Source organism: Pseudomonas inefficax (assembly GCF_032164165.1).
GTDB classification, from domain to species: Bacteria; Pseudomonadota; Gammaproteobacteria; order Pseudomonadales; family Pseudomonadaceae; genus Aquipseudomonas; species Aquipseudomonas inefficax.
On the sequence record NZ_CP134401.1, the window covers coordinates 2478194 to 2504635 of the forward strand.

Consider the following 26442-nt stretch of genomic DNA (forward strand, 5'->3'; position numbering starts at 1 on the left):
CTCAGCCATACCATCTGACGAATTATCCTACGCACCGTGTCGACGCCCGTCTGATTGTCCGGGGAAAGCCTGCTCTCTAGGCTTGCCGGGTCGCTGTCGGTTCAGCGATCGGGTGTGGAAACCCGGCAGGTAAATCGGAATAGCTGTTGTCATGGCAGCTGCGCGCGGGAGGCCGAATGGCCTGCCGGGGTTCCGATAGCCTGGCTTTCCACCCCGCGTGCAGCCGCCACCCTTCGCGTGGAAACGGATGGTGCCGGCCAACCTCTATCGGAGTTTGGCTATGAAAAAAATTGTCCCCAATCCACCTCTTCCCGACACCAAAGAGCGCGCTTTCAGCCGCTGCGATGCCGGCCATCCACCTTTGTTCACAGTAAACCCGGGCGTCTCTGCCCACGACGCCCTGGTGCATGTCGCCCAGTACCTGCGCGGCGCCTACGACTGTGGCTACAAAGCCCTGGAACACCTGGATGAAACGGGCAAGAGCCTGTTCTGGAGCAACCTGAATGCGCTCGAAATGGCAGAAGGATTGGTTGAGGCATTGCTGGATGGGATTGAGTCGCAGCCTGTAAGTTGAAGTGCATTGCATTTGCACAGAGCAGGCTGCGGTAACCGGCCTGCTCCGCCTCAATATAGGAAACGCCCTACAAAACGGGTCAATCCCCGTCTGATTGTTCGAGGAAACCCTTCTCCCTAGGCTCACTTGGCCGCACTGATCGCAGCCAGGTATCGCATTGAGCCCCAACAACCCCACCGCGAAAGTCGAAAGCATCGCCACGGAAAACTGCTTTACAAGCGGTACGCTTATCTGCCGAGCAAAGAAAAGGGCCACTGTCACCAGTGGCCCTGTGCTCGTGCTTGATATTCATATACACACCCTCAAGCCGGGGTGTGGAGGTCTCACCCGACGCTGATGATTCAGCCATCGACGGGGTTCCTACGCCAGCTATTGCCGCTGAATGGCAGCTGGTTTCGCGCTCAGGTGAAACGCTAACAACACTCCTGGACCAAGTCAACGATGGCCCCCTTGCAGAAGCCATCCATCAGATTACTTGGTGTTACTTACCCGCAGTCAGCGCGTTGTAGCTGGTAATCAGGTTGCGATAATCCGGAATGTGGTTGGAGCAGAGCGCCGCCAGCCCTTCGATGTCGTTGCGCCAGTCGCGGTGCAGCTCACAGGCCACGCCGAACCAGGTCATCATTTGCGCGCCGGCGCGGCTCATGCGGTCATGGGCAGCATCGCGGGTCATTTCGTTGAAGGTGCCGGAAGCATCGGTCACCACGAACACTTCGAACTCTTCTTCCAGGGCCGACAGCGCCGGGAACGCTACACAGACCTCGGTCACCACGCCGGCAATGATCAGCTGCTTCTTGCCAGTCGCCTTCACTGCCTTGACGAAGTCTTCGTTGTCCCAAGCGTTGATCTGGCCAGGGCGGGCGATGTACGGGGCGTCCGGGAACAGGGCTTTCAGCTCTGGTACCAGCGGGCCGTTGGGGCCTTGTTCGAAGCTGGTGGTGAGGATGGTCGGCAGGTTGAAGAACTTGGCCAGGTCGGCCAGGGCCAGCACGTTGTTCTTGAACTTGTCCGGCTCGATGTCACGGACCAGGGACAGCAGGCCAGCCTGGTGGTCGACCAGCAGGACAGCGGCATCGTCTTTGTTCAGGCGGTTGTAGGTGAATTTGCTCATGGTCTGTGCTCCTAAGGGTTATGAATTTTTCAGCATTCGGGGGTGTTTCGCGTTGATGGGCACAGATTAAAATCATCACCTTTGTGGCGGTAGATAGCAGAATTTGGCTTTAGCGTTCTGTTTTATGAACGATAGATTTGCAGGGGCTGTGCCGGCCTCTTCGCGGGTAAACCCGCTCCCACAGTGATGGCGCAGTACCTGTGGGAGCGGGTTTACCCGCGAAAGGGCCGGCACAGGCAATCAAGTACCTGGAGACCGATCATTGGAAGACCTCAACTCCCTCTACTACTTCACCCAGGTAGTCGAGCACGGCGGCTTCGCCCCGGCTGGCCGGGCGCTGAACATGCCCAAGTCGAAGCTCAGCCGGCGCATTGCCGATCTCGAAGACCGACTGGGCGTGCGCCTGCTGCACCGCACAAGCCGCCACTGCTCGCTCACCGAGATCGGCCAGGCCTACTACAATCGCTGCCTGGCCATGCGCGTGGAGGCCGAGGGCGCGGCGGAGATCATCGAGCGCAACCGCAGCGAACCGCGCGGTCTGGTGCGTATCAGTTGCCCGACCACCCTGCTCAATTCCTGGGTCGGGCCGATGCTGACCCGCTACATGCTCAAGTACCCGCAAGTGGAACTGTTCATAGAGAGCACCAACCGCCGCGTCGACCTGCTGCACGAGGGCTTCGACGTCGCTCTGCGGGTGCGCTTTCCACCGCTGGAGAACACCGACATGGTGATGAAGGTACTGAGCAACAGTACCCAGTGCCTGGTCGGTCAGCCGCAGTACCTGGAGCAACTGCCCAAGGGGTTTGACCCACAGTTGCTGGGCACGCTGCCCAGTGTGCATTGGGGCAGCGCGCAGCGGGAGTATCAGTGGGAGCTGTTCCAGGGCGAGGACAGCAGCCGCAGCATCGTCATCCCGCACACGCCACGCATGGTGACTGACGACCTGTTCGCCTTGCGCCATTTCGTGGTGGCCGGAGTGGGCATTGCGCACCTGCCGCGGGTGGCGGTGCGCGAGGACCTGGCGGCGGGGCGGCTGGTGGAGTTGTTGCCGGACTGGCACCCGCGTTGCGGCATCGTGCATGCGATCTTCCCGTCACGGCGGGGGTTGCTGCCATCGGTGCGGGCGCTGATCGATCATCTGGCCGAGGAGTTTGCGATCAGCGACATGGCTTGAGCCGGTTGCCGCCTGTGCCGGCCTCTTCGCGGGTAAACCCGCTCCCACAGGGTCATCACTAGCTCCAAGGTTTGTGCAGTACCTGTGGGAGCGGGTTTACCCGCGAAGAGGCCGGCACAGGCAAAACCAGCCAGAGCACACACATACAAGACCCCTGGCCTATCCTTCATCCACATTCCCGGATCATCCTTCCCGGAGCCCCCATGATCCGCGCCACTCACGGACCAGGCCGCGCCCTGCTCGCCACCCTCGCCCTGTGCCCGGCGCTCAGCCAGGCCGAAGAGCCCGGCTGGTCGCTGCTCAGCCGCAACTACTTCCTGCACAGCGACTTCCGCTCGCCCTCCGGCAGCGGCCAGAACTACCGCCAGGAATGGGCCCAGGGCTTCATTGGCGAAATCCGCTCCGGCTTCACCGAGGGCACGCCCGGCGTCGGCATCGATGCCCATGGTTTTCTCGGCCTCAAGCTCGACGGCGGCCGCGGCCATGCCGGCACCGGCCTGCTGCCGCGCGACAGCGATGGCCGTGCCGAGTCCGACTACTCCAGCGCCGGCGCCGCACTCAAGTTGCGCATGGGCAACACCCAGCTACGCTACGGCGAAATGACCGTGGAAACCCCGGTGTTCGACACCAGCGACAAACGCCTGCATCCGGAATACGCCACCGGCTGGTTCCTGGACAACACCGACCTGCCAGACTGGCGCCTGCAGGCCGGGCGCTTCACCGCCTTCAACAACCAGGACAACAGCTCCAGCCATGATGACTTCAGCGGCTACGGCGCTACCACCGACAACCGCGCCATCAGCCTGGCCGGTGCCACGTTTGCTCCCGACGGCCCATTCGGCGGCGCGCTGTACGCTGGCCAGTTGGAAGATACCTGGCGCCAGGCCTACTTCAACCTGAACCTGGCCGAAGGCAACTGGCGCCTGGACGGCAACCTGTACAAGACCCGCGACACCGGCAATGCCAGTGCCGGGGCAATCGACACCCTCGCCTACAGCCTGCTGGCCAGGTACAGCTTCGGCGCCCAGGCGCTGAGCCTGGCCTATCAAAAGGTCGAGGGCGACACCCCGTTCGACTTCGTCAGCGGCGACTCCATCTACCTGGCCAACTCAATCAAGTACGCCGACTTCAACGGCCCCGGCGAGCGCTCGTGGCAACTGCGCTACGACCTCGACTTCGCCACCCTCGGCGCACCCGGCCTGAGCCTGATGGGCCGCTACGTCAGCGGCCGTGGCATCGACGGCAGTCATGCCCCGGCAGGCGGCGCCTATGTGGACCAGTACGGCGACGGCGGCAAGCACTGGGAGCGCGACATCGACCTGAAATACGTGGTGCAGGCCGGCGCCGCCAAGGACCTGAGCCTGTCGTTTTCCCACGTCAGCCACCGCGCCAACCAGGCCCAGGCCGGCGATGACATCGACCGGATCTACCTGATCATCGAATACCCACTCAAAGGCAGCTTCTGACATGAGCACGTCCCCTTCAGGCGCCTGGAGCCCATTGCGCAACGCCACCTTCCGCATGCTGTGGATCGCCACCATCGCTTCCAACATCGGCACCTGGATGCACGAAGTGGGCGCCGGCTGGCTGATGACCACGCTGTCGGCCAGCCCGTTGCATGTGGCTCTGATCCAGGTAGCCGGCTCGCTACCGATGTTCTTCCTCGCCCTGCCGGCCGGCGCGGCGGCGGATATCGTCGACAAGCGCCGATATCTGTTGCTGGTGCAGTTGTGGATGTCGTCGGTGGCCGTGGTGCTGGCGGCCCTGACCCTGCTCGGGCTGATGAATGTCACCCTGCTGCTGGTGCTGACCCTGGCGCTGGGCATCGGCACGGCACTGATGATGCCGGCCTGGAGTGCGCTGACACCGGAGCTGGTGGGCAAGGACGACCTGGCCAACGCGGTGGCGCTATCCAGTGTTGGTATCAACGTGTCACGCGCCATCGGCCCGGCTTTGGCGGGCGTGGTGGTGAGCATGGTCGGCCCGTGGCTGACCTTCGCCCTGAATGCCATCTCGTTCGCCGGGGTGATCCTGGTGCTGTTCCTGTGGAAGCGCGAGGTGAAGGAGCCGCTGCTGCCGGCCGAGCGCTTCGTCGGCGCCATGCGCACCGGGCTGCGTTTCGCACGCAGCGCCAAGCCCTTGCAAGCCGTGATATTGCGCGCCTTGGCGTTCTTTTTCTGCGCCAGCGCCGGCACCTCGCTGCTGCCATTGATCGTGCGTGGCGAGATGCATGGCACCGCCGCCGATTTCGGCCTGCTGCTGGCGGCCATCGGCATCGGCGCGGTGGCCGGCGCCACCTTGTTGCCACGCCTGCGCGAACGCATCAGCCGCGACCGCCTGGTGCTGCTCGCCAGCCTGCTGTATGCCCTGTTCCTGCTGGCCCTGGCGCTGGTGCGCAACTTCTATGTGCTGCTGCCGGCGATGCTGCTCAGCGGCGCGGCGTGGATAGCTGTGTTGTCCAACCTGCAGGTGGCGGCGCAGACCTCGGTGCCGGCCTGGGTACGGGCGCGGGCGTTGTCGGTGTACATCCTGATCTTCTTTGGTGCCATGGCCAGTGGCGGGTTGCTGTGGGGCACGCTGGCCAGCCATGCGACGATCACCTTGAGCCTGCTGCTGGCCGCAGGTGGCCTGGCGCTGGGCACGCTGCTGACCTGCAAGGTGACGCTGCCGGAAACCGCAGCCGAGGAGCTGACGCCGTCACTGCATTGGCCAGTGCCGCTGCTGAGCGACGACATGGACAAGGAAAGCGGGCCGGTGATGGTCACCGTGGAATACCACATCGAGCCGGCCAAGGCGGAGGCGTTCCAGCAGGCCGCGCGGGAGCTGGAGGCAATGCGCAAGCGCAATGGCGCGTTGTCGTGGGGGTTGATGCGCGACAGTGCGGACCCGGCGTTGTGGCTGGAATTCTTCTTCGAGGAATCGTGGCTGGAGCATTTGAGGCATCACCACCGGGTAACCCGGGGTGAGCTGAAGATCGAGGCCCGGGTGCGCATGTTGCAGACCGAGGGGGTGGAAGTGAAGATTCGGCATCTGTTGGCGGGTGGGGAGCACAAGGCTCACCATTGATGCTGGCTTTCCCGGCCCTTTCGCGGGTGAACCCGCTCCCACAGGTACAACGACAACCTTGAGGTTTGTGTTATCTCTGTGGGAGCGGGTTTACCCGCGAAGGGGCCGGCACTGAAGGAACAAAAAAAGGGGCCAGATACTGACCCCTCCTTCACATCAGCTCAGCTTAGAAAGCAAAGCACGAACAACCCAACGCCCCCCAGAAGCCCTGGAAGTCATTCACCGGCACATTCGAATGCCGTGCCTTCTCATGGCTGTGCGCATGCACCCCGCAAGGCCCCACACACTGGTGCGCCACCGCTGCCAGCGACGGCGTGCCCACGCGCCAGTGGCCCGGCACCTTGGTCACCGGCGACCATTCCGGCAGCACTGGCACCTGGGGCGGGCCGAGCTTGTCGAATTCCGCCGCACCATACACCACCTTGCCATCGACCACGGTCAGCACCGACTCGATGCCCTTGATCGCCTCTTCATCGACACTGAAGAAGTCCAGCGACAGTGCCGCCAGGTCGGCCAGTTGGCCCACCTTGATCTGGCCTTTCTTGCCCTGTTCGCTGGAGAACCAGGCGCTGCCCTGAGTGAACAGCTGCAGCGCAGTGTCTCGACTGAGGCCTTCCGGATACAGCTCCATGCCACCGACGGTCTTGCCGCTGACCAGCCAGTACAGCGAGGTCCACGGGTTGTAGCTGGACACGCGGGTAGCGTCGGTACCGGCGCCCACCGGCACGCCCATGTCGAGCATGCGCTTGATCGGCGGGGTCTGCTCGGCGGCCTTGGCACCGTAGCGGTCGACGAAATACTCACCCTGGAAGGCCATGCGGTCCTGGATGGCGATACCGCCGCCCAGCGCACGCACGCGCTCGATGTTCTGCGGTGTGATGGTTTCGGCGTGGTCGAAGAACCACGGCAAGCCATTGAACGGGATGTCGCGGTTTACCTTCTCGAATACATCGAGCATGCGCGTGATCGATTCGTTGTAAGTGGCATGCAGGCGGAACGGCCAGCGCTGCTCGACCAGGTGGCGCACCACCGGTTCCAGCTCTTGTTCCATGGTTTGCGGCAGGTCCGGGCGCGGCTCGAGGAAGTCCTCGAAGTCGGCGGCGGAGAACACCAGCATTTCGCCGGCGCCATTGTGGCGCAGGAAGTCGGTGCCACTGTGCAGCTTCACGCTGGAGGTCCACTTGCGGAAGTCGTCCAGCTCTTCCTTGGGTTTCTGGGTGAACAGGTTGTAGGCAATGCGCACGGTCAGCTGGTTGTTGTCGGCCAGCTCCTGGATCACCTGATAGTCGTCCGGGAAGTTCTGGTAGCCGCCGCCGGCATCGATCGCGCTGGTCAGGCCCAGGCGGTTGAGCTCGCGCATGAACTGGCGGGTGGAGTTGACCTGGTATTCCAGCGGCAGCTTCGGCCCCTTGGCCAAGGTGGCGTAGAGGATCATCGCGTTGGGGCGGGCGATGAGCATGCCGGTCGGGTTGCCGAACTTGTCGCGCTGGATCTCGCCACCCGGCGGGTTGGGGGTGTCCTTGGTGTAACCGACGGCCTTGAGCGCGGCGCGGTTGAGCAGCGCCCGGTCATACAGGTGCAGCAGAAATACCGGGGTGTCCGGTGCGGCCTGGTTGATTTCTTCCAGGGTGGGCATGCGTTTTTCGGCGAACTGGAATTCGTTCCAGCCGCCGACCACGCGCACCCACTGCGGGGTGGGCGTACGCGCAGCCTGGTCCTTGAGCATACGCAGGGCATCGGCCACCGACGGCACGCCTTCCCAGCGCAATTCCAGGTTGTAGTTCAGGCCACCACGGATCAGGTGCAGGTGCGAGTCGTTCAGGCCGGGGATTACCGTGCGCTGCTTGAGGTCGATGATCTGCGTGGTGGCGCCCTTGTGGGCCATGGCTTCGGCGTCATTGCCTACCGCGATGAAACGGCCATCCTTGATGGCGACGGCGGTCGCGGTGGGCTTTTCACGATCAACGGTGTGCAGTTTGCCGTTGAACAGAATGAGATCGGCGGTCATGGAACCTCCTTGGGTGGATGCGTGAGCGGAACCGGCGGAACCGGTAAAGGGCAATGCGGACCAGAGCGCGCCGGCGGCACCGAGCACGGTACTGGTGGCGAGGAACTGGCGACGGGTCTTGTCGTTGCGGTCCTGGGACATGGTCTTCTCCGTCTGGGTGCGGTAGCGGCAGGCGCAACTGCGGAGCATGCCGTTTGCTGTAGGGGCAAGGCTTGGATGGATGTGCGGTGGGTTGTTGAAGGTTAGCCCGGTTCAGTATTTGTGCTGCCTGGGCTGGCCTCTTCGCGGGCACGCCCGCTCCCACAGGGACACCACCGGCCTTGAAAACTGTGGTATCCCCTGTGGGAGCGGGTTTACCCGCGAATGCCCCAGCACAGTTACTTCTGAAGGAACGCCAGCAAGTCTTCGTTCAGCTGCTGTGCATGAGTCACCGCAAACCCGTGCGGCGCCCCTGCATACACCTTCAGCTCAGCCCCGCGAATCAGTTCCGCCGCCTGCTTGCCGGTGGTCTCGAACGGCACGATCTGGTCATCGTCGCCGTGGATCACCAGGGTCGGCACATCGACCTTGGCCATATCCGGACGGAAGTCGGTTTCGGAGAATGCGGTCACGCAATCCAGGGTGCCCTTGATCGATGCCATCAGCGCAATGTTCAAGGTTTGGGTCTGCACGCCCTGGGACACCTGCTGCCCATGGTTGATGCCATAGAACGGCGTGGCGAAATCGGCGATGAATTGCGCCCGGTCGGCACGCAAGCCAGCGCGGATACCCTCGAATACCGACAGGTCGACCCCTTCAGGGTTGTCGTCACGCTTGCCGAACACCGGCGTCACCGCGCCCAGCAGCACCAGCCCGGCCACCCGCTCGCTGCCGTGGCGGGCGATGTAGCGGCTGACGTCACCGCCACCCATCGAGAAGCCCACCAAGGTCACATCGCGCAGGTCGAGGTGCTCGATCAGCTGGGCGATGTCATCGGCGAAGGTATCGTAGTCGTAACCGCTCCACGGCTGGCTCGAACGGCCGAAACCACGGCGGTCGAAGGCGATGGCGCGGTAGCCGCGGCTGGCCAGGAATTCCATCTGCGAATCCCACATGTCGGCATCCAGTGGCCAGCCGTGGCTGAACAGCACCGGCTTGCCGCTGCCCCAGTCCTTGAAGTAGATCGAAGTGCCATCGCGGGTAACGAAGGTGCTCATGTCGGTATCTCCTTGAAAATGTCGAGGTAAAGGCCTGGCTCAGCCACGCAGCCAGTTGGCGCAGCGGCGGGTTACCCAAGGCATGATGTAGAACACCACGGGCAGGATGACGAACACATTGACGATCAGGTTGCCGGCAATCACACCGCCCAGCTGCGGGAAGCGTGCGAACAGCGGCGCCAGCAGTTGCGGAATGACCATGGTCATCGGGCAGATCACCAGGTAGGTCAGCAGCGCCTGCTTCCAGCGCGGCGGTTGCGCTGCCGTGGTGCCCGGGGTGCTATCAAGAACCTGGTGTTGCAGGCATACGGTTACCACTTCGCGGTTGTCTTGGAGTGCGGTGTTCATCAGCGTTCCTTGGGATGAGCTTGCCCGCATCCACTGTGCAACGGCGGACGGGCGCTGGATTGGACAGGTGTGCTGCCTTGCCGGGCACCGACTGGCGGTGCCCGGGGCGATCGGTTTACTTGCTGGCGTTGAAGGCGTTGTAGCTGGTGATCAGGTTGCGGTAGTCCGGGATGTGGTTGGAGCACAGCGCAGCCAGGCCTTCGATGTCGTTGCGCCAGTCGCGGTGCAGCTCACAGGCCACGCCGAACCAGGTCATCAGTTGTGCGCCGGCCTGGCTCATGCGGTCGTGGGCGGCGTCGCGGGTCATGGCGTTGAAGGTGCCGGAGGCATCGGTCACCACGAACACTTCGAACTCTTCTTCCAGGGCCGACAGTGCCGGGAAGGCTACGCACACTTCGGTCACCACGCCGGCGATGATCAGCTGTTTCTTGCCGGTGGCCTTCACTGCCTTGACGAAATCTTCGTTGTCCCAGGCGTTGATCTGGCCTGGGCGGGCGATGTACGGGGCGTCCGGGAACAAGGCTTTCAGTTCCGGTACCAGCGGGCCGTTCGGGCCTTGTTCGAAGCTGGTGGTGAGAATGGTCGGCAGGTTGAAGAACTTGGCCAGGTCGGCCAGGGCCAATACGTTGTTCTTGAACGCGTCCGGCTCGATATCGCGGACCAGGGACAGCAGGCCAGCCTGGTGGTCGACCAGCAGGACAGCGGCGTCGTCTTTGTTCAGGCGGTTGTATTTGAAGTTGGTCATGGTCGTTGCTCCTAAGGGTTTTGATCTTTTCAGTAAGTTGGGTGTTTCGCGTTGATGGGAGAAGATTAAAACCATGACCTTTCAGGCGGTAGATAGCAGTTTTTGGCTCTAGCGTTCTGTTTTGTGAACGATGGTTTTGTGTGGGCCGTACCGGCCCTTTCGCGGCTAAAGCCGCTCCCACAGGGATTGCGCTGGATTTGAATCGTGCGCAGTACCTGTGGGAGCGGCTTTAGCCGCGAAGAGGCCGGCACAGGCCCCATTGCCTGCCCGGCCAACCTGCTCTATTACTACCCACAGCCCTCCCCTCACCCGAGACCACCATGCTGGCGTTCATCCAGTCATACCCGCTGTTGCTCGGCACCGCCCTGATCCTGCTCGACCTCGTGCTCTGGCAACTGATTCCTCTCCAGCAAAGGGCCTGGCGCATCGGCGCGCGGCTGGTGCTGTTCCTGCTGTTCAGCTCGGTGCTGGTAGCTGCCGGCATGAGCCCGCTGCAACCGCCACCCTGGCCCGATGATGTCTCGCGCAACCTGATCGCCACGGTACTGGCGATCGGCTGGTGGCTGTTTGGCGCACGTACGGTGACGGTGGTGTTCGGTCTGTTGCTGGTTGCCCGCGGCAGCCATGGCGGGCGTTTGCTGCAGGATGTGCTGGGAGCGCTTATCTTCCTGGCGGCCGTGGTCGCTGCCGCGGGCTATGTGTTGCAGTTGCCGGTAAAAGGCCTGCTGGCCACATCGGGGGTCATGGCCATCGTTATCGGCCTGGCGCTGCAGAGCACACTGGCCGACGTGTTCAGTGGCATCATCCTGAACACCACGCGGCCGTATCAGATTGGCGACTCGATCTCCATCGACAACACCGAAGGCAAGGTATTGGAAATCGACTGGCGTGCCACCCGCCTGCTCACCAGCACCGGCAGCCTGGCGGTAATCCCCAACTCGGTGGCGGCCAAGGCCCGGCTGCTCAACCACAGCCGCCCGGCCGATGTGCACGGGGTGTCGATCAGCGTGGTGGTGCCGGCCAAGGTGCGGCCCAAGCGGGTGTTCGATGCGCTGGAAAAGGCCTTGCAAGGGGTCAGTGCCATTCTTGCAACCCCAAAACCAAAGGTGACGGTGAAAGCCTCGACGCTGGAATCAGTGGAGTACGAAGCCAGTGGCTTCGTGGCCGACGCGGGCGCGAAGGGCGACGCGCGCAACCAGCTGTTCGACCTGGCCCACCGGCACCTGGAGGCCAGCGGGGTAATGTGGAACGCCGACCTGGCCATGCCGCCACGCAGCCGCCAGCGCGAGGTGCTGGACGAGGTGCGGGTGTTCCGCTCGCTGAGCGCTGAAGAGCGCGATGCGCTGAGCCAGCGCATGACAGCGGTGGAATACCTGGCGGATCAGGTAATCCTGGGCGTGGGCGAGCATTCCGATCATTTGCTGGTGATTGGCAGCGGGGTGGTTTCGGCGTCGATTCGCGATGGCGACAGGCTGGTCGAGGCCGGGCGCATGGGGCCGGGAGAGGTGCTGGGTATCGAGGGGATCATCGACGAAGAGGAATCGCTGGCCGAGTTCCGCACGTTGACCGGTTGCGTGCTGTATCGGATCGACAAGGAACAGGTGAAGAGCTGCCTGGTGCAACGCGGTGATGTGCAGACGGCGTTGAGCAAGTTGCAGCGGTTTCGGCGGCAGAGCCGCGAGTCGTTGTTGATGCAGAAGCCGGTTTCGATCAAGAAGGGCGGCTTTCTCAGCTGGCTGCACAAGTAAGCCTGGCCCGGCCCCTTCGCGGGTAAACCCGCTCCCACAGGGACCACACAGGTCTCAAGGACTGTGGAGATCCTGTGGGAGCGGGTTTACCCGCGAAGGGGCCAGTGCTTACAACACAACTCTCAGGCATTGCCCCGCGTGGTACAGCGAGAACCCGGACTCGTAGAACGCAGTCCGCAGCGAGGGTGCACTCACCCCCTTCATCGGCGAGAACGGAATCGGCAGGCTGCCCTCCTCCCCCTTCAGCAAGAACTCGGCGAACGCCCGGCCAATCACGGTGCCGGTGGTATTGCCCCGCCCGTTGTACCCGGTCACCGCCACCAGCCCTGGCGCCGGTTCGAACAGGCGCATCAGGTGATCGGGGGTGAAATCGATGCAGCCGGTCCAGTGCATTTCCCACTCGACCTTGCCCAGCTCCGGGTAGTAGTGGCTCTGGATGCGGTCGGCCCAGCTGCGCACGAACCACGCCGGCTTGTTGTCGACCCGGCCCAGGCTGCCTAGCAGCAGGCGGCCCTGGTCGTCGCGACGGATGCTGCTGAGCACGGTGCGGGTGTCCCAGGAGCCTTGGCCATGTGGCAGCACCTTGTCGGCTGCAGCCCCCTGCAACGGCTTGGACGCCACCTGGTAGTAATAGCCACGGAAGAACTGCTTCTGCAGGTTGCTCCAGTCGCCTTCGGTGTAGGCGCCAGTGGATATCACCACCTTGTCGGCGCGCACCGAACCATGCGCTGTCTTCACCCGCCAGGCATCGCCGTCACGCTCCAGGCCTTCGACCGAAGACTGCTGAAACAGCTTGCCACCCAGGCGTGCCACCGCTGCGGCCAGGCCCTGGGTGTAGCCCATGGGGTTGATGGTGCCGGCGCGGCGGTCGAGCAGCGCGGCGGAGATCTTGTCGGTGCCACAGTATTCCTGGCACTGGGCGCCGGTCAGCAGCTCCACGTCGGCACCACGGCGGCGCCATTGTTCGTGGCGGGCCTCGAGGTCGGCGATACCGGTGGCGTTGTGCGCCATGTGCAGCGTGCCTTTGTGCTGGGCCTGGCAGTCGATGCCAAGGCGTTCGATCATGGCGAACACTTCGGCCGGGGCTTCGCCGAGCACCTTGTTCAGGCGGCTGCCCTGCTGCAGGCCGAGAGTTGCCTCGACATCATCGGGGCGGATCCAGGTGCCGGCGTTGACCAGGCCGACGTTGCGCCCGGAGCCACCGTGACCGATCTTCCAGGCCTCCAGCAGGATCACCGACTTGCCCTGTTCGAGCAGGTGGATGGCCGCCGACAGGCCGGTAATGCCGCCACCGATCACGCAGACATCGGCCTTGTGCTCACCGGCCAGGGCCTGGGCGGCGACAGTCGGTTTGCTGACGAATTCCCACAAGCATTCTTGACGCAGTTCGGACATGGCCCGGCTCCAGCAATTTTGTTCTTGTTGGGGCTGCTTTGCAGCCCATCGCCGGCAAGCCAGCTCCCACGGGGATCGCACAGACTCCAAGCTTGTGCGATCCCTGTGGGAGCTGGCTTGCCGGCGAAACGGGGGCGAAGCCCCCGCCTGCGGCTATCAGTCGAACACGATACCCTGCGCCAGCGGCAGCTCGCGCGAGTAGTTCACGGTATTGGTCTGGCGACGCATGTAACCTTTCCAGGCATCCGAACCGGACTCACGGCCACCGCCAGTCTCCTTCTCGCCACCGAACGCACCGCCGATCTCGGCGCCGCTGGTGCCGATGTTGACGTTGGCGATGCCGCAGTCGCTGCCCGAGGCGCTCTGGAAGCGTTCGGCTTCACGGATGTCGGTGGTGAAGATGCAAGACGACAGGCCTTGTGGCACTTCGTTGTTCAGGCGCAGGGCCTCTTCGAAGTCGTCGTAGGCCAGCACGTACAGGATCGGGGCGAAGGTTTCGTGGCGTACCACGTCGCTTTGCGCCGGCATTTCAGCGATTGCAGGCGATACGTAGTAGGCGTTGGGGTACTGGTCGGCCAGCTGACGCTCGCCACCAAATACCTGGCCACCTTCGTCACGAGCCTTGGCCAGCGCGCCCTGCATGGCGTCGAACGACTGCTTGTCGATCAGCGGGCCCACCAGGTTGTCCTTGCGTGGGTCACCGATACGCACCTTGCCGTAGGCGGCTTTGACGCGGGCCACCACTTCGTCCTTGATCGAACGGTGCACGATCAGGCGGCGCAGGGTGGTGCAACGCTGGCCGGCGGTGCCGACTGCGGAGAACAGGATGCCACGCACGGCCAGGTCGAGGTCGGCGCTGGGGGCCAGGATCATGGCGTTGTTGCCACCCAGTTCGAGGATGCTGCGGCCGAAGCGGGCAGCCACACGTGGGCCCACTTCGCGCCCCATGCGGGTGCTGCCGGTGGCGCTGACCAGCGGTACGCGCGGGTCGTCGACCATGGCTTCGCCGGCTTCACGGCCGCCGATCACCAGTTGTGCCAAGCCAGCCGGGGCATCACCGAAGGCTTTCAGGGCTTTGTCGAACAGCGCCTGGCAGGCCAGCGCGGTCAACGGGGTCTTCTCGGACGGTTTCCATACCACCGAGTTACCGGCGACCAGGGCCAGGGCGGTGTTCCAGGCCCAGACTGCGACCGGGAAGTTGAAGGCGCTGATCACGCCGACCACGCCCAGCGGGTGCCAGGTTTCACGCATGTGGTGGCCAGGGCGCTCGGAAGCGATGGTCAGGCCGTACAGCTGGCGCGACAGGCCAACGGCGAAGTCGCAGATGTCGATCATTTCCTGCACTTCGCCCAGGCCTTCCTGGGTGATCTTGCCGGCTTCGATCGAAACCAGTTCGCCAAGGTCGCCCTTGTGCTCACGCAGCACTTCGCCGAACAGGCGCACCAGCTCGCCACGGCGCGGGGCCGGTACGCTGCGCCAGGCTTCGAAGGCGCTCTGGGCCTGATCGATGCAGGCGATGGTCTCGGCCTTGCCGAGCAGTTTCACCGAGGCGATCTGGCTGCCGTCGATCGGCGTGTGAACAGGGTAGTCGCCCTGGGTGTAAGCCTCGGCAGCAACGCCAAGGCGCTCGAGCAGTCCAGCAACCATTTGTGCATCTCCTACATCGGGTGATGGGGTGGAAAAATGATGTGGATCAGTATTAATCCGATCACACCAGTGCAACAAACGACCTTTATTCCGCATATCATTCCGTCAGGTAATGATTTGAGCCGCAGAGACCGCTATGTCCAAACGCCTGGTGCCCTCCATGACCGCCCTGCAGTGCTTCGAAGCTGCAGCCCGCCATTTGAGCTTTACCCGTGCCGCCGAAGAGCTGCACCTGACCCAGAGCGCGGTCAGCAAGCAGGTGGCGCAGCTTGAAGACATGCTGCGCCATCACCTGTTCCTGCGTATCCGCCGCCGCCTGCAGCTGACACCGGCGGGCAGCCTGTACCTGGCCGAGGTCAACAAGATCCTCACCCAGGTGGATATGTCCAGCCGCTACGTGCTCACCTACGGCGAGCAGACCGAGATATTGAAGGTAGCCACTCAACCGAGTTTTGGCGTGCGCTGGTTGATCCCGCACCTGAAGGGCTTTGGCAAGCGCCACAACAACATCCACCTGGATATCCGCAACGAGATGGAGCCGTTCGCCCTGCTGCAGGGCTCGGCGGACGTGGTGTTCTTCTATGGCCAGGGCACTTGGCCGGGGGCCACCTGCGTGGAGCTGTTCGGTGAGGAGGTGGTGCCGGTTTGCGCGCCGGAGCTGCTGGCTGGCCGTGAGCTGAGCAATGCCGCAGAGCTGGCCGATTTGGTGCTATTGCAGAGCACCTCGCGGCCAGAGGCCTGGCACGAGTGGTTCCTGGAGTTGGGCTTGCAGAGCGTCAGTGCCTACCATGGGCCGCGCTTCGATACCTTCTACATGGCCCTAAGTGCGGCGCAGGCCGGGTGCGGGGTGGCGTTGGTGCCGCGCTACCTGGCGGCGAAGGAGTTGGCCGAGGGGAGTTTGGTGGTGCCGTGGAACCATGCGATGCGCAGCGCCGGGGCGCATTACCTGGCGTATGCCGAGCATGCAGCGGAGGTGCCCAAGGTAAGGGCATTGGTGGAATGGATTCGCGAGCAGCTATCGACCTGAGGGCCTCTTCGCGGGTAAACCCGCTCCCACAGGTATCACGCAAGGCCTGAACCCTGTGAGGTACCCGCGAAAGGGCCCTGAAGGTCGATCAAAAAAGGAATGACACTCTCACTTTTTTTCGCTTGTGAGCCAAGTGCATTCCCAGCTTTCATGTAAGCGTCCGAACCCAACCAGGAAGCTAGCGATGCCCGCCCACGATTTCGTCAGCCCCGACAGCATCCGCGCGCAGTTCTCTGCCGCCATGTCGCTCATGTACAAACAGGAAGTGCCCCTGTACGGCACGCTGCTGGAGCTGGTGAGCGAAATCAACCAGCAGGTCATGGCCCAGCAACCCGAGGTTGCCGAGGCCCTGCGCTGGACCGGCGAAATCGAGCGCCTGGACCAGGAGCGCCATGGTGCCATCCGTGTCGGCACCGCCGCAGAGCTGGCTACCATCGCCCGGCTGTTCGCGGTCATGGGCATGCAGCCAGTCGGCTACTACGACCTCAGTTCCGCCGGCGTGCCGGTGCATTCCACCGCCTTCCGCGCGGTGCACGAGCAGTCGCTGCACGTCAGCCCGTTCCGCGTGTTCACCTCGCTGCTGCGCCTGGAACTGATCGACAACCCGAAGCTGCGCGAGCTGGCAGATAGCATCCTGGCCAAGCGCCAGATCTTTACCGCCCGCGCCCTTGAACTGATCGACCAATGCGAGCGCGATGGTGGCCTGAACGCCGCCGATGCCGAGGCGTTCGTGCAGGAAGCGCTGCACACCTTCCGCTGGCACCATGACGCCACCGTCACTGCCGAGCAGTACCAGCAGTTGCACGACCAGCACCGCCTGATCGCCGATGTGGTGGCCTTCAAGGGCCCGCACATCAACCACCTGACCCCGCGCACCCTGGACATCGATGCGATCCAGCTCGGCATGCCGGCCAAGGGCATCCCGCCGAAGGCCGTGGTCGAAGGCCCGCCCACCCGCCGCCACCCGATCCTGCTGCGCCAGACCAGCTTCAAGGCCCTGCAGGAAAAGGTCGCCTTCAGCGACCAGCAGGGCAGCGAAGGCAGCCATACCGCGCGGTTTGGTGAAATCGAGCAACGCGGCGCGGCGCTGACGCCGAAAGGCCGCCAGCTGTACGACAAGCTGCTCGACGCCACCCGCGCCGCCCTGGGTGGCGCCCCGACCGAGGCCAATGCCGAACGCTACATGGCGTTGCTGAAAGACACCTTTGCCGAATTCCCGGATGACCTGGCGCAGATGCGTGAACAGGGGCTGGCCTACTTCCGCTACTTCGCCACCGAAAAAGGCCTGGCCGCGCGCGACCAGGCTGGCCGCCCGACCACACTGCAAGGCTTGATCGAGGCTGGCCATGTGCACTTCGAGGCGCTGGTGTACGAAGACTTCCTGCCGGTCAGTGCGGCGGGGATCTTCCAGTCCAACCTGGGTGACGATGCGCAGGCCGAGTATGGCAGCAACGCCAACCGCGACGCGTTCGAAGCGGCGCTGGGGCTCAAGGTGCAAGACGAACTGGCGCTGTATGCGCAGAGCGAACAGCGCTCGCTGCAAGCGTGTGCGCAGGCGTTGAACCTGGGCTCGCTGTAAGGCTCGGACGGTACTTGGTCTTTCATGGTCTCTTCGCGGGCTCGCCCGCTCCCACAGGTCTACCGCTGCCTTCCGGCTGGGTGTAATCCTGTGGGAGCGGGCAAGCCCGCGAAAAGGCCCTGACCGGCACGACAATGTCAGCGCTTAGCGGCCACCCCGAAAACGGTCCACTTCCTGGCGCAACTGCGCCGCCAACCCTTCCAGCTCCCGCGCGGTAAACGCCAGTTCGTTGGCCACCTCGCGTTGTTCGCCGTTGGCCTGGGCGATGCTCTGCAGATTGCGGCTGAGTACCGTCGCGGTGCTACTCTGCTCCTGGGTCGCGGTACTGATCACGGCAAACTGTTCGCCGGCGGCGCGGCTCTGCTCGTCGATACGCGCCAGCGCCTGCGCCACCTTGTCGTTGCGCTCCAGGCCTTCCTGCATCAGTTGGTTGCCCTGCTCAAGGGTCGAGATGGCATGCCCGGTCTGCTGCTGGATGCTGGTGATCATGCCGGAGATTTCATCCGTGGCCTGGCGCGTCCGCGCTGCCAGGCCACGCACTTCATCCGCCACCACGGCAAAGCCACGGCCCTGCTCACCGGCACGGGCCGCTTCGATGGCGGCGTTCAATGCCAGCAGGTTGGTCTGTTCGGCAATCGCGGTAATCACGCTGATGATGCCGCCGATTTCCTGCGAACGTGCGCCCAGGCTATCCATCACCGTGGCCGTGCCGCCGAGGGCCTCGGCAATTTGTTTCAGCGAGCGCGAAGCCTCGTCCATGGCGCTGCGGCCGATGCGCGTCTGCTGGGCGTTGTCGCGGGCCATGCGTTCGGTACCGGACATGTTGTCGGCGATGTTCATCGAGGTGGCGCTGAATTCCTCGACTGCGCCGGCCATGCTGGTGATTTCGCCGGATTGCTGGTCCATGCCTTCGCAGGCGCCGGCCGATAGCCCGGACAGCGAGCGGGCACGGTTACTGACCTGCTCGGAGGCGCTGCGGATGTGTTCGACCATGGTCGACAGCGCCTCGCCCATCTTGTTGAAGCTGCGCGCCAGCTGCCCGATTTCATCATGGCTGGTCACCGCCAGCCGGGCGCTCAAGTCGCCCGCCCCCAGCGCTTCGGCCTGGCGCACCAGGTCATCCAGCGGGCGCAGCTTGCGGCGCAGCAGCCACAACGTGGCGGCCACCGCCAGCAGCATCGCCAGCAGGCTGCCGATCGCCAGGCGCAGGCCGACGCTCCAGGTCACCTCGCGGATTTCTGCCATCGGCATGCTCGCGACCACTGTCCACGGGCCCTCGGCAAACGGCGCGGTGGCACTGTACAGCTGCTGCTCGGCATTGGCCGGCGGCACCAGCCACTGACCCTTCTCGTCCTGCAGCGCCAGCGAACCGGTCTGGCCGATGCGAAAGCGCTTGAGGTTGGCGAACTGGGCGTTCTGCGCCTCGGTGTAGTCAAAGCCGACGAACAACACGGCGATCACCCGCCCTGCGCTGTCGCTCACCGGCACATAACGGGTCATGTAGTTGCGCTCGAACAGCACGGCACGGCCGATGTACATCTGCCCGGCCAGCAGTTTCAGGTAGGCCGGATGCTGGCGATCGAGCTGGGTACCGATGGCGCGGCTGCCGTCCTGCTTCTTCAGGTTGGTGCTGATGCGCACGAAGTCGTCGCCGCTGCGCACGAACAGCGTGGCGATGCCGGCCGTCATCTGCTGGAATTCGTCCACTTGCTGGAAATCGTTGTTCAGCAGGTGGTCGCCCTGGTACAGGGCAGGCGTTGTCTGGCCGGCGACCTGCACGGTCTCGCCCGCATGCAGCGCCAGGCCCGAGGCGAAGCGCCGCTCGAACAGGCCGCTCAAGCGCTGGGTGTTGTCCTTGAGCGAACCGTGGAAGCTGTCGAGCTGGTCGGCCAGCAGGCGCGCTTCGCTGGCCAGGTGGGCCTGGCGTGTGGCGAGGTTGGCGTCGTCCAGCGAACGCAGGGCAAACAGGGTACTGCCGGAAATCACCAGCGCCAGCACGATGGCAAGGGCGACACCGAGCTGTGAGGCAATACGGGCACGCGGTTGAGACATGGGGCAAGCTCCTGGCAAGAGGCCGGGATCATCCTGATCACGCTGACCACCCGCTTGTTATCGACGGGAAGCGCGCCCTCTTCCGGGACGCTGGTGCCAGTGAATCGGCGTCGCCGGCGAATACTTGAGTGTCGGGCAAGGATATTCGCAAACCTTTGCGCTTTCCTGTGATGCCCTTTTCGCGGGCTTGCCCGCTCCCACAGGGGCCGCGTCGCAGAAGTCAGAGACGTGGCAGGACTTCTACAGCGGGTAAATCCATAGCCGCCACCTCTTGCTCGAGAAATGCGCTCAGCCGCCGCAGGCGCTCGCCGCCGCGCCGGGTGCGTGGCCACACCAGGTAGTAATCCATGCCGCTGGGCACGGCCGTCGGCCAAGGCAGGCTCAACCGCCCCTGCGCCACATCCTCGGCCACCATCAGCAAATCGCCCATGGAAATGCCGTAGCCACGCGCCGCAGCAATCATGCCCAGCTCCAGCGTGTCGAAGACCTGCCCGCCCCTGAGCGAAACCTTGTCACTCAACCCCATACGCTCCAACCATTCCCGCCAGTCGCGCTTGTCCACCGTGGGGTGCAGCAGCTCGATGCAGGCCAGCCGACGCTCGTCCCAGGGTTCCTCGTCGAGCAAGTCTGGCGCACCCACGGGGATCAACAACTCCGGGAACAACTTGCGCACTTCCCATTCTGGCGGGAACACCCCGTCGCTGAGCAACACTGCGCAATCGAAAGGTTCCTGGTTGAAGTCCACGTGGTCGACATCCATCCAGGCGCTGGTCAGCTGCACTTCGTTGCCAGGCTGCAAGTGGCGAAAGCGGCTAAGGCGCGCCAGCAACCAGCGCATGGTCAGGGTCGAGGGGGCCTTCATGCGCAAGATGTCATCCTCACCGCGCAAGGTATCGCAAGCCCGTTCCAGCGCGGCAAAGCCTTCGCGCACGCCGGGCAGCAGCACCCGCGCCGCTTCGGTCAGTTGCAGGCTGCGGCCGCTGCGCACGAACAGGCGGCAGGCAAAGTGCTCCTCCAGTGTGCGGATATGCCGGCTGACCGCGCTCTGGGTAATCGACAGCTCTTCGCCGGCGCGGGTGAAGGAGCTTAGCCGCGCAGCGGCTTCGAATGCGCGCAGGGCATACAGCGGGGGGAGCTGACGGGACATGAGGCACCTGCCATATGGGGTTGTGGGGTGAATCACCGGGGAGCATATATGCATGAGTCATACTCATGCCAATGATCGCTTTTATCCTTTTGTGCAAAGTTGACCAAAGCCTCAGAATCGCCCTTCGTTGATCACCCCAGGAAAAGGACTGCCCCATGCCTGTCGCGCCCACCACTGAACTCAAGGCTTTGCTGCGCCTGGCCGGGCCGCTGATCGCCTCGCAGTTGGCGCACATGCTGATGGTGCTGACCGATACCCTGATGATGGCCCGCATCAGCCCGCAAGCCCTGGCTGGCGGCGGTCTGGGCGCGGCAAGCTACTCGTTCGTGTCGATCTTCTGCCTGGGCGTGATCGCTGCGGTCGGTACCCTGGTGGCGATTCGCAAGGGCGCCAACGACATCGAGGGCGTCACCCGCCTGGCGCAGGGTGGCCTGTGGCTGGCCTGGGGCCTGGCGCTGTTCGCTGCGCTGGTGCTGTGGAACCTTGAGCCGGTACTGCTGCTGTTCGGGCAAAAGCCCGAGAACGTTGCCTCGGCCGCCGAATTCCTCACCCTGCTGCCACTGGCCCTGCCCGGCTACCTGACCTTCATGGCCTTGCGCGGCTTCACCAGCGCGCTGGGCCGGTCTACCCCGGTGATGGTCATCAGCCTGGTAGGCACGGTGCTCAACTACCTGTTCAACGTGGCGCTGATCGAAGGCATGTTCGGCCTGCCCAAGCTGGGCCTGATGGGCATCGGCCTGGTCACTGCGGTGGTGTCGATGGGCATGGCCATTGCCTTGGCGCTGTATATCCGCTGGCACACGGCGTATGCCGCCTACCCGCTGCGCAAGGGCCTGTCACGCCCGTCGCTGCCGGCCCTGCGCGAGCTGTGGCGGCTGGGCCTGCCGATTGGCGGCACCTACATGGTGGAAGTCGGCCTGTTCGCCTTCGCCGCGCTGTGCATGGGCGTACTGGGCAGCACCGAGCTGGCGGCGCACCAGATCGCCCTGCAGATCGTCTCCACGGCATTCATGGTGCCTACCGGGTTGTCGTATGCGGTGACCATGCGCGTGGGGCTGTACTACGGCGCCGGCAACCTGCTGGCGGCGCGCAGCGCCGGACGGGTGGGCATCGGCTTCGGGGCAATGATCATGTTTGCCTTCGCCGCGCTGTTCTGGCTGCTGCCCGAATCGCTGGTGGGGTTGTTCATCGACCGTAATGACCCGGCATTTGCGGCGATCTTCCAGCTGGCGGTGCAGTTGCTGATGGTGGCGGCGTGGTTCGAGCTGTTCGACGGCATGCAGACGATCGCGATGGGCTCGATCCGTGGGCTGAAAGATGCCAAGACCACCTTCCTGATCGGGCTGGTGTGCTATTGGCTGGTGGGGGCGCCGAGCGCCTGGCTGTTCACCTTCACCCTGGGCGGTGGTGCGGTAGGCGTCTGGTGGGGGCTGGCGTTGGGGCTGGCTTGTGCGGCGGTGGCGCTGACCTTTGGCTTTGAGTGGCGGATGAAGCGGCTTTTGGGCAAAGCCGGGTTTGGTGGCGCGGCGACGACTTCGGCCTGACTTGCGGGCCTCTTCGCGGGTAAACCCGCTCCCACAGGGAATGCGCAAAGTCAGAATCCTGTGCAAAAGCCTGTGGGAGCGGGTTCACCCGCGAAAGGGCCCTAAAGGACTGCGCCCAACTGGCAGCCGGTCGCCTGCAGCAAAAACTCCATCAGCTCCCCCACCGGCAGCGGCTTGCTGACCAGGAACCCCTGCACCTGGTCACAACCAAACCCGCGCAACAACGCCATCTGCTCCTCACTCTCCACCCCCTCGGCCACCACTTCGAGGTTGAGGTTGTGCGCCAGGTTGATCATGGCGTGCACGAGCTTGCGGTTCTCCTCGCGCATTTCCATTTCCGCGACAAAGCTGCGGTCCACCTTCAGCAAGGTGATCGGCAAGCTGTTGAGGTGCACGAACGAAGAGAACCCGGTACCGAAATCATCGAGCGAAAAGCGCACGCCCAGACGCCCCAGGGCGTCCATGGTCTGCCGCACCAGCTCGTTACGGCGCATGACCGCCGTTTCGGTCAGCTCGAATTCCAGCCAGCGGGCATCCACGCCATGCTCGAGGATCAGGCGGCTCAAGGTCGCCAGCAGCTGGCTGTCCTGGAACTGGCGGAAGCTCAGGTTGACCGCCATGTGCAGCGGTTCCAGGCCGCGCTCGCACAGCGCCTGCATGTCGCGAAGGGCACGGGATATCACCCAGTACCCCAGCGGCACGATCAGGCCACTCTGCTCGGCCAGCGGCACGAACTCGCTGGGCGGCAACAGGCCGCGCTCGGCATGCCGCCAGCGCACCAGCGCCTCGAGGCCGACGATGCGCCCGTCGGCCAGGTTCAGCCGCGGCTGGTAATGCAGCTCCAGCTCGTCCCGGCGCAAGGCGCGGCGCAGTTCGCTTTCCAGGTCGGCAAGGCTGCGGGCATTGCGGTTGATGCGCTCGTTGAACACATGGAAAGTGCAACCCTGGCTGCCCTTGGCCTGGCGCATGGCGATGTGCGCGTGCCACATCAACGGGTCGGCACCACCTTGGGCACGGGCATGGGCCAGGCCCAGGCTGCAGCCCAGCAACAGGCTTTCGCCGTCGACCCAGTAGGGTTCGGCCAACGCCTCGACAATCCGCTCGGCAATCCATTCGGCACGGTTGGGATCGCGTCGGGTATCGATCAGCAGGGCGAACTCGTCGCTGCCCAGGCGCGCCAGCTGGTCGCCCGCCTCCAGTTGCTGTTTGAGGCGCGCCACCACCAGCAGGATCAGGCGGTCGCCACTCTGGTGGCCAAGGGCGTCGTTGACATGGCGGAAGTTGTCCAGGTCCAGGTGGCCAAGGGCAAGGCCACCGCCGTCGTTCTCGGCCAGGCGTGCGGTCAGCAAGGCCTGGAAGCCCTGGCGGTTGGCGATGCCGGTCAACGGGTCCTGCTCGGCCAGGCGCTGCAAGGTGGCCACCAGCACACCGCGCTCGCGCACATGGCGCAGCGAGCGGCGCAAGGTGTCGGCATTGAGCTGGTCACGCACCAGCCAGTCGCTGACAGCGCTGGGCGCTACCTGGGGCTCGTGGTCGAGCAGCAGGATGCTCGGCAGCTCGCAGCGCCCGGGTGCGGGCTGCAGGGCCGGGGTTGTCAGCACAACGGCCTGGCGGTCCTGGTTGAACAGGCTGTCGACCGACTCCCAGTTCGGCGCTGTCAGCAGCACAACGCTGCCACCCAGGGCAGGCATGCACGCGCGTAGCAGCGCGCCCCATTCCGGCTCATCGGCCAACAGCAGCAAACGCAATGGTTCGACAGGCGTGGACAAGCGGGCTCCTTAGGGTTTCACGGTGCAACGGAAACTGCCAGGTATGCTACTGCATTAATGAAAATGATTTTCACTTTAATGCATGTTTTTACCGGTGTAGCATCCCGACGTATTTTGTCGTGCATCCTGCGCGAAACTGCGCCAGCCGGCAAATCCCGTTTACATATTTGACTCAGACGTCAGACGGTCGCGCCACAAACGCCCCATGCCTGTTAGAATGCGCGGCTATTTTCTGGCGACCCCCGGTTTCTAGCATGTCCCGACTCAATCCCCGGCAGCAGGAAGCCCGTGACTATGTCGGCGGCCCTCTTTTGGTGCTCGCCGGTGCAGGCTCGGGCAAGACCAGCGTGATCACGCGCAAGATTGCCCACCTCATCCAGAACTGCGGCATTCGTGCCCAGTACATCGTGGCGATGACCTTCACCAACAAGGCCGCGCGCGAGATGAAGGAGCGGGTCGCCACCCTGCTGCGTCCGGGGGAAGGCCGTGGCCTGACAGTGTGCACCTTCCACAACCTGGGCCTGAACATCATCCGCAAGGAGCACGAGCGCCTGGGCTACAAGCCGGGGTTCTCGATCTTCGACGAGTCCGACATCAAGGCATTGCTGTCGGACATCATGCAGAAGGAATACTCTGGCGACGACGGCATCGACGAGATCAAGAACATGATCGGTGCCTGGAAGAACGACCTGATTCTGCCCGCCGAGGCCCTGGAGAAAGCGCGCAACCCGCGCGAGCAGACCGCCGCCATCGTCTACACCCACTACCAGCGCACGCTCAAGGCGTTCAACGCGGTAGATTTCGACGACCTGATCCTGCTGCCGGTCAAGCTGTTCCAGGAGCACCCCGATGTGCTGGAGCGCTGGCAGAACCGCGTGCGCTACCTGCTGGTGGACGAATACCAGGACACCAACGCCAGCCAGTACCTGCTGGTGAAGATGCTGATCGGCATGCGCAACCAGTTCACCGTGGTGGGCGACGACGACCAGTCGATCTATGCCTGGCGTGGCGCCCGGCCAGAAAACCTCATGCTGCTCAAGGAGGACTACCCCTCCCTGAAAGTGGTGATGCTGGAACAGAACTACCGCTCGACCAGCCGCATCCTGCGCTGCGCCAACGTGCTGATCGCCAACAACCCGCACGCGTTCGAGAAGCAACTGTGGAGCGAGATGGGCGTGGGCGACGAGATTCGCGTCATCCGCTGCAAGAACGAGGAAGCCGAGGCCGAACGCGTGGCCATGGAAATCCTCACCCTGCACCTGCGTACCAACCGCCCGTACAGTGACTTCGCCATCCTCTACCGCGGCAACTACCAGGCCAAGCTGATCGAACTGAAGCTGCAGCACCACCAGGTGCCGTATCGCCTGTCGGGCGGCAACAGCTTCTTCGGCCGCCAGGAGGTCAAGGACCTGATGGCCTACCTGCGCCTGCTGGTGAACCCGGACGATGACAACGCCTACCTGCGGGTGATCAACGTACCGCGCCGCGAAATCGGCTCCACCACGCTGGAAAAACTCGGCAACTACGCCACTGAGCGCGGTATTTCGATGTACGCCGCCAGCGAGGAGCTGGGCCTGGGCGAGCATCTTGACGCCCGCTACACCGAGCGTTTGCAGCGCTTCAAGCATTGGCTGGACGGGGTGCGCCACAAGGTCGCCCTGGAAGACCCGATTGCCGCGCTGCACGAGATGATCCGCGATATCGACTACGAGAACTGGATCCGCCAGCAGACCGCCAGCGACAAGGCGGCCGAGTTCCGCATCAGCAACGTCTGGTTCCTGGTCGAAGCGCTGAAGAACACCCTCGAGAAGGACGAAGAGGGTGACATGACCATCGAGGACGCCATCGGCAAGCTGGTGCTGCGCGACATGCTCGAGCGCCAGCAGGAAGAGGAAGAGAACGCCGAAGGTGTGCAGATGATGACCCTGCATGCCTCCAAGGGCCTGGAGTTCCCCTACGTGTTCATCATGGGCATGGAAGAGGAAATCCTCCCGCACCGCTCCAGCATCGAGGCCGACACCATCGAAGAAGAACGCCGCCTGGCCTACGTGGGCATCACCCGCGCGCGCCAGACCCTGGCCTTCACCTTCGCCGCCAAGCGCAAGCAGTACGGTGAAATCATCGACTGCACGCCCAGCCGGTTCCTCGACGAACTGCCACCGGACGACCTGGCCTGGGAAGGCCTGGACGATGCGCCGGTCGAGGTGAAGGCCGCACGGGGCAACAACGCCCTGGCCGATATCCGGGCAATGCTCAAACGCTGATCAACCATTACTCTTTAACTTTGCCGCTATTTGCGGCCACCTTTGTTA

The 26442-nt window shown here is 63.9% G+C and carries 19 protein-coding genes and 1 pseudogene; 9 read left to right on the top strand and 11 right to left on the bottom strand.

Annotated elements, in window-relative coordinates; genetic code table 11:
- Positions 1 to 280: 280 nt before the first annotated feature.
- Positions 281 to 574, top strand: a complete 294-nt coding sequence (locus tag RIN61_RS11090; RefSeq protein ID WP_085601142.1) for a hypothetical protein — start codon at positions 281 to 283, stop codon at positions 572 to 574.
- Between the two features lie 481 nt (positions 575 to 1055).
- Here the strand turns inward: RIN61_RS11090 and ycaC (RIN61_RS11095) are convergent, their stop codons facing one another.
- The gene (gene ycaC / locus RIN61_RS11095) at positions 1056 to 1685 is read right to left on the bottom strand and encodes an isochorismate family cysteine hydrolase YcaC (protein ID WP_013974760.1); all 630 of its coding nucleotides are present in this window, start codon (positions 1683 to 1685) and stop codon (positions 1056 to 1058) included.
- A 262-nt stretch (positions 1686 to 1947) separates the two neighbouring features.
- On the opposite strand from ycaC (RIN61_RS11095), the gene RIN61_RS11100 reads away from it, so the two are divergent.
- From RIN61_RS11100 to RIN61_RS11110, 3 genes are all read left to right on the top strand, one after another.
- Positions 1948 to 2859 (top strand): LysR substrate-binding domain-containing protein, encoded by a 912-nt coding sequence (locus RIN61_RS11100; RefSeq protein WP_085621549.1) that lies wholly within the window; start codon positions 1948 to 1950, stop codon positions 2857 to 2859.
- A 203-nt stretch (positions 2860 to 3062) separates the two neighbouring features.
- Positions 3063 to 4325 carry an OprD family porin gene (locus RIN61_RS11105; protein ID WP_313857173.1) on the top strand — a complete coding sequence of 421 codons (1263 nt, stop codon included), beginning with the start codon at positions 3063 to 3065 and terminating at the stop codon, positions 4323 to 4325.
- Between the two features lies 1 nt (position 4326).
- Positions 4327 to 5925, top strand: coding sequence for an MFS transporter (locus RIN61_RS11110; protein ID WP_207877033.1), 1599 nt, complete (start codon positions 4327 to 4329; stop codon positions 5923 to 5925).
- 166 nt (positions 5926 to 6091) lie between these two features.
- On the opposite strand, the gene RIN61_RS11115 is transcribed toward RIN61_RS11110, so the two are convergent.
- The 4 genes from RIN61_RS11115 to ycaC (RIN61_RS11130) form a co-directional block, all read right to left on the bottom strand.
- Positions 6092 to 7933: an amidohydrolase gene (locus tag RIN61_RS11115; RefSeq protein WP_181457299.1), complete on the bottom strand. Its 1842-nt coding sequence runs from the start codon at positions 7931 to 7933 to the stop codon at positions 6092 to 6094.
- Between the two features lie 377 nt (positions 7934 to 8310).
- Positions 8311 to 9129 carry an alpha/beta fold hydrolase gene (locus RIN61_RS11120; RefSeq protein ID WP_112249900.1) on the bottom strand — a complete coding sequence of 273 codons (819 nt, stop codon included), beginning with the start codon at positions 9127 to 9129 and terminating at the stop codon, positions 8311 to 8313.
- Positions 9130 to 9168: 39 nt separating this feature from the next.
- Positions 9169 to 9477: a putative antibiotic biosynthesis monooxygenase gene (locus RIN61_RS11125; protein WP_085621544.1), complete on the bottom strand. Its 309-nt coding sequence runs from the start codon at positions 9475 to 9477 to the stop codon at positions 9169 to 9171.
- Positions 9478 to 9592: 115 nt separating this feature from the next.
- Positions 9593 to 10222 (bottom strand): isochorismate family cysteine hydrolase YcaC, encoded by a 630-nt coding sequence (gene ycaC, locus RIN61_RS11130; RefSeq protein WP_015272313.1) that lies wholly within the window; start codon positions 10220 to 10222, stop codon positions 9593 to 9595.
- Positions 10223 to 10542: 320 nt separating this feature from the next.
- Here ycaC (RIN61_RS11130) and RIN61_RS11135 point away from each other — a divergent pair, with 320 nt between their 5' ends.
- Complete coding sequence (locus RIN61_RS11135; RefSeq protein WP_112249901.1) at positions 10543 to 11970, top strand: mechanosensitive ion channel family protein; 1428 nt, start codon at positions 10543 to 10545, stop codon at positions 11968 to 11970.
- Positions 11971 to 12078: 108 nt separating this feature from the next.
- Here RIN61_RS11135 and amaA read toward each other — a convergent pair whose 3' ends face one another.
- Entirely contained in the window at positions 12079 to 13365 is a 1287-nt protein-coding gene (amaA, locus tag RIN61_RS11140; protein ID WP_313857179.1) for an L-pipecolate oxidase, read from the bottom strand.
- Positions 13366 to 13521: 156 nt separating this feature from the next.
- Positions 13522 to 15012 (bottom strand): L-piperidine-6-carboxylate dehydrogenase, encoded by a 1491-nt coding sequence (gene amaB / locus RIN61_RS11145; protein WP_313857182.1) that lies wholly within the window; start codon positions 15010 to 15012, stop codon positions 13522 to 13524.
- A 136-nt stretch (positions 15013 to 15148) separates the two neighbouring features.
- Between amaB and RIN61_RS11150 the strand changes: the two genes are divergently transcribed.
- Both RIN61_RS11150 and hglS read left to right on the top strand, forming a co-directional pair.
- Entirely contained in the window at positions 15149 to 16039 is an 891-nt protein-coding gene (locus RIN61_RS11150; RefSeq protein WP_112249906.1) for a LysR family transcriptional regulator, read from the top strand.
- 184 nt (positions 16040 to 16223) lie between these two features.
- Positions 16224 to 17618 (top strand): 2-oxoadipate dioxygenase/decarboxylase HglS, encoded by a 1395-nt coding sequence (hglS, locus tag RIN61_RS11155; RefSeq protein WP_313857186.1) that lies wholly within the window; start codon positions 16224 to 16226, stop codon positions 17616 to 17618.
- Between the two features lie 144 nt (positions 17619 to 17762).
- Here the strand turns inward: hglS and RIN61_RS26770 are convergent, their stop codons facing one another.
- The 3 genes and pseudogenes from RIN61_RS26770 to RIN61_RS11165 form a co-directional block, all read right to left on the bottom strand.
- The gene (locus RIN61_RS26770) at positions 17763 to 18632 is read right to left on the bottom strand and encodes a methyl-accepting chemotaxis protein (protein WP_390899149.1); all 870 of its coding nucleotides are present in this window, start codon (positions 18630 to 18632) and stop codon (positions 17763 to 17765) included.
- Positions 18627 to 19670, bottom strand: a pseudogene (locus tag RIN61_RS26775) (Cache 3/Cache 2 fusion domain-containing protein); the annotation flags it as partial. The pseudogene RIN61_RS26775 and the gene RIN61_RS26770, both read right to left, overlap by 6 nt.
- Before the next feature lie 220 nt (positions 19671 to 19890).
- Positions 19891 to 20817 carry a LysR substrate-binding domain-containing protein gene (locus RIN61_RS11165; RefSeq protein WP_112249912.1) on the bottom strand — a complete coding sequence of 309 codons (927 nt, stop codon included), beginning with the start codon at positions 20815 to 20817 and terminating at the stop codon, positions 19891 to 19893.
- A 155-nt stretch (positions 20818 to 20972) separates the two neighbouring features.
- Here RIN61_RS11165 and RIN61_RS11170 point away from each other — a divergent pair, with 155 nt between their 5' ends.
- Positions 20973 to 22361: a NorM family multidrug efflux MATE transporter gene (locus RIN61_RS11170; protein ID WP_313857189.1), complete on the top strand. Its 1389-nt coding sequence runs from the start codon at positions 20973 to 20975 to the stop codon at positions 22359 to 22361.
- Positions 22362 to 22462: 101 nt separating this feature from the next.
- On the opposite strand, the gene RIN61_RS11175 is transcribed toward RIN61_RS11170, so the two are convergent.
- Positions 22463 to 24130 (bottom strand): putative bifunctional diguanylate cyclase/phosphodiesterase, encoded by a 1668-nt coding sequence (locus RIN61_RS11175; protein WP_112249914.1) that lies wholly within the window; start codon positions 24128 to 24130, stop codon positions 22463 to 22465.
- 254 nt (positions 24131 to 24384) lie between these two features.
- Between RIN61_RS11175 and rep the strand changes: the two genes are divergently transcribed.
- Complete coding sequence (gene rep, locus RIN61_RS11180) at positions 24385 to 26394, top strand: DNA helicase Rep (RefSeq protein ID WP_085621535.1); 2010 nt, start codon at positions 24385 to 24387, stop codon at positions 26392 to 26394.
- The last annotated feature ends 48 nt before the right edge of the window (positions 26395 to 26442 follow it).

What these genes read in the sequence shown, in the direction of transcription:
- RIN61_RS11110 (WP_207877033.1), top strand. Translation starts at nt 4,327, where the DNA reads ATGAGCACGTCCCCTTCAGGCGCCTGGAGCCCATTGCGCAACGCCACC.
- RIN61_RS11090 (WP_085601142.1), top strand. Translation starts at nt 281, where the DNA reads ATGAAAAAAATTGTCCCCAATCCACCTCTTCCCGACACCAAAGAGCGC.
- amaA (WP_313857179.1), bottom strand. Translation starts at nt 13,365, where the DNA reads ATGTCCGAACTGCGTCAAGAATGCTTGTGGGAATTCGTCAGCAAACCG.
- RIN61_RS11115 (WP_181457299.1), bottom strand. Translation starts at nt 7,933, where the DNA reads ATGACCGCCGATCTCATTCTGTTCAACGGCAAACTGCACACCGTTGAT.
- RIN61_RS11105 (WP_313857173.1), top strand. Translation starts at nt 3,063, where the DNA reads ATGATCCGCGCCACTCACGGACCAGGCCGCGCCCTGCTCGCCACCCTC.
- RIN61_RS11135 (WP_112249901.1), top strand. Translation starts at nt 10,543, where the DNA reads ATGCTGGCGTTCATCCAGTCATACCCGCTGTTGCTCGGCACCGCCCTG.
- RIN61_RS11150 (WP_112249906.1), top strand. Translation starts at nt 15,149, where the DNA reads ATGTCCAAACGCCTGGTGCCCTCCATGACCGCCCTGCAGTGCTTCGAA.
- ycaC (WP_013974760.1), bottom strand. Translation starts at nt 1,685, where the DNA reads ATGAGCAAATTCACCTACAACCGCCTGAACAAAGACGATGCCGCTGTC.
- RIN61_RS26770 (WP_390899149.1), bottom strand. Translation starts at nt 18,632, where the DNA reads ATGGGCGAGGCGCTGTCGACCATGGTCGAACACATCCGCAGCGCCTCC.
- hglS (WP_313857186.1), top strand. Translation starts at nt 16,224, where the DNA reads ATGCCCGCCCACGATTTCGTCAGCCCCGACAGCATCCGCGCGCAGTTC.
- RIN61_RS11125 (WP_085621544.1), bottom strand. Translation starts at nt 9,477, where the DNA reads ATGAACACCGCACTCCAAGACAACCGCGAAGTGGTAACCGTATGCCTG.
- rep (WP_085621535.1), top strand. Translation starts at nt 24,385, where the DNA reads ATGTCCCGACTCAATCCCCGGCAGCAGGAAGCCCGTGACTATGTCGGC.
- RIN61_RS11165 (WP_112249912.1), bottom strand. Translation starts at nt 20,817, where the DNA reads ATGTCCCGTCAGCTCCCCCCGCTGTATGCCCTGCGCGCATTCGAAGCC.
- ycaC (WP_015272313.1), bottom strand. Translation starts at nt 10,222, where the DNA reads ATGACCAACTTCAAATACAACCGCCTGAACAAAGACGACGCCGCTGTC.
- RIN61_RS11170 (WP_313857189.1), top strand. Translation starts at nt 20,973, where the DNA reads ATGCCTGTCGCGCCCACCACTGAACTCAAGGCTTTGCTGCGCCTGGCC.
- amaB (WP_313857182.1), bottom strand. Translation starts at nt 15,012, where the DNA reads ATGGTTGCTGGACTGCTCGAGCGCCTTGGCGTTGCTGCCGAGGCTTAC.
- RIN61_RS11120 (WP_112249900.1), bottom strand. Translation starts at nt 9,129, where the DNA reads ATGAGCACCTTCGTTACCCGCGATGGCACTTCGATCTACTTCAAGGAC.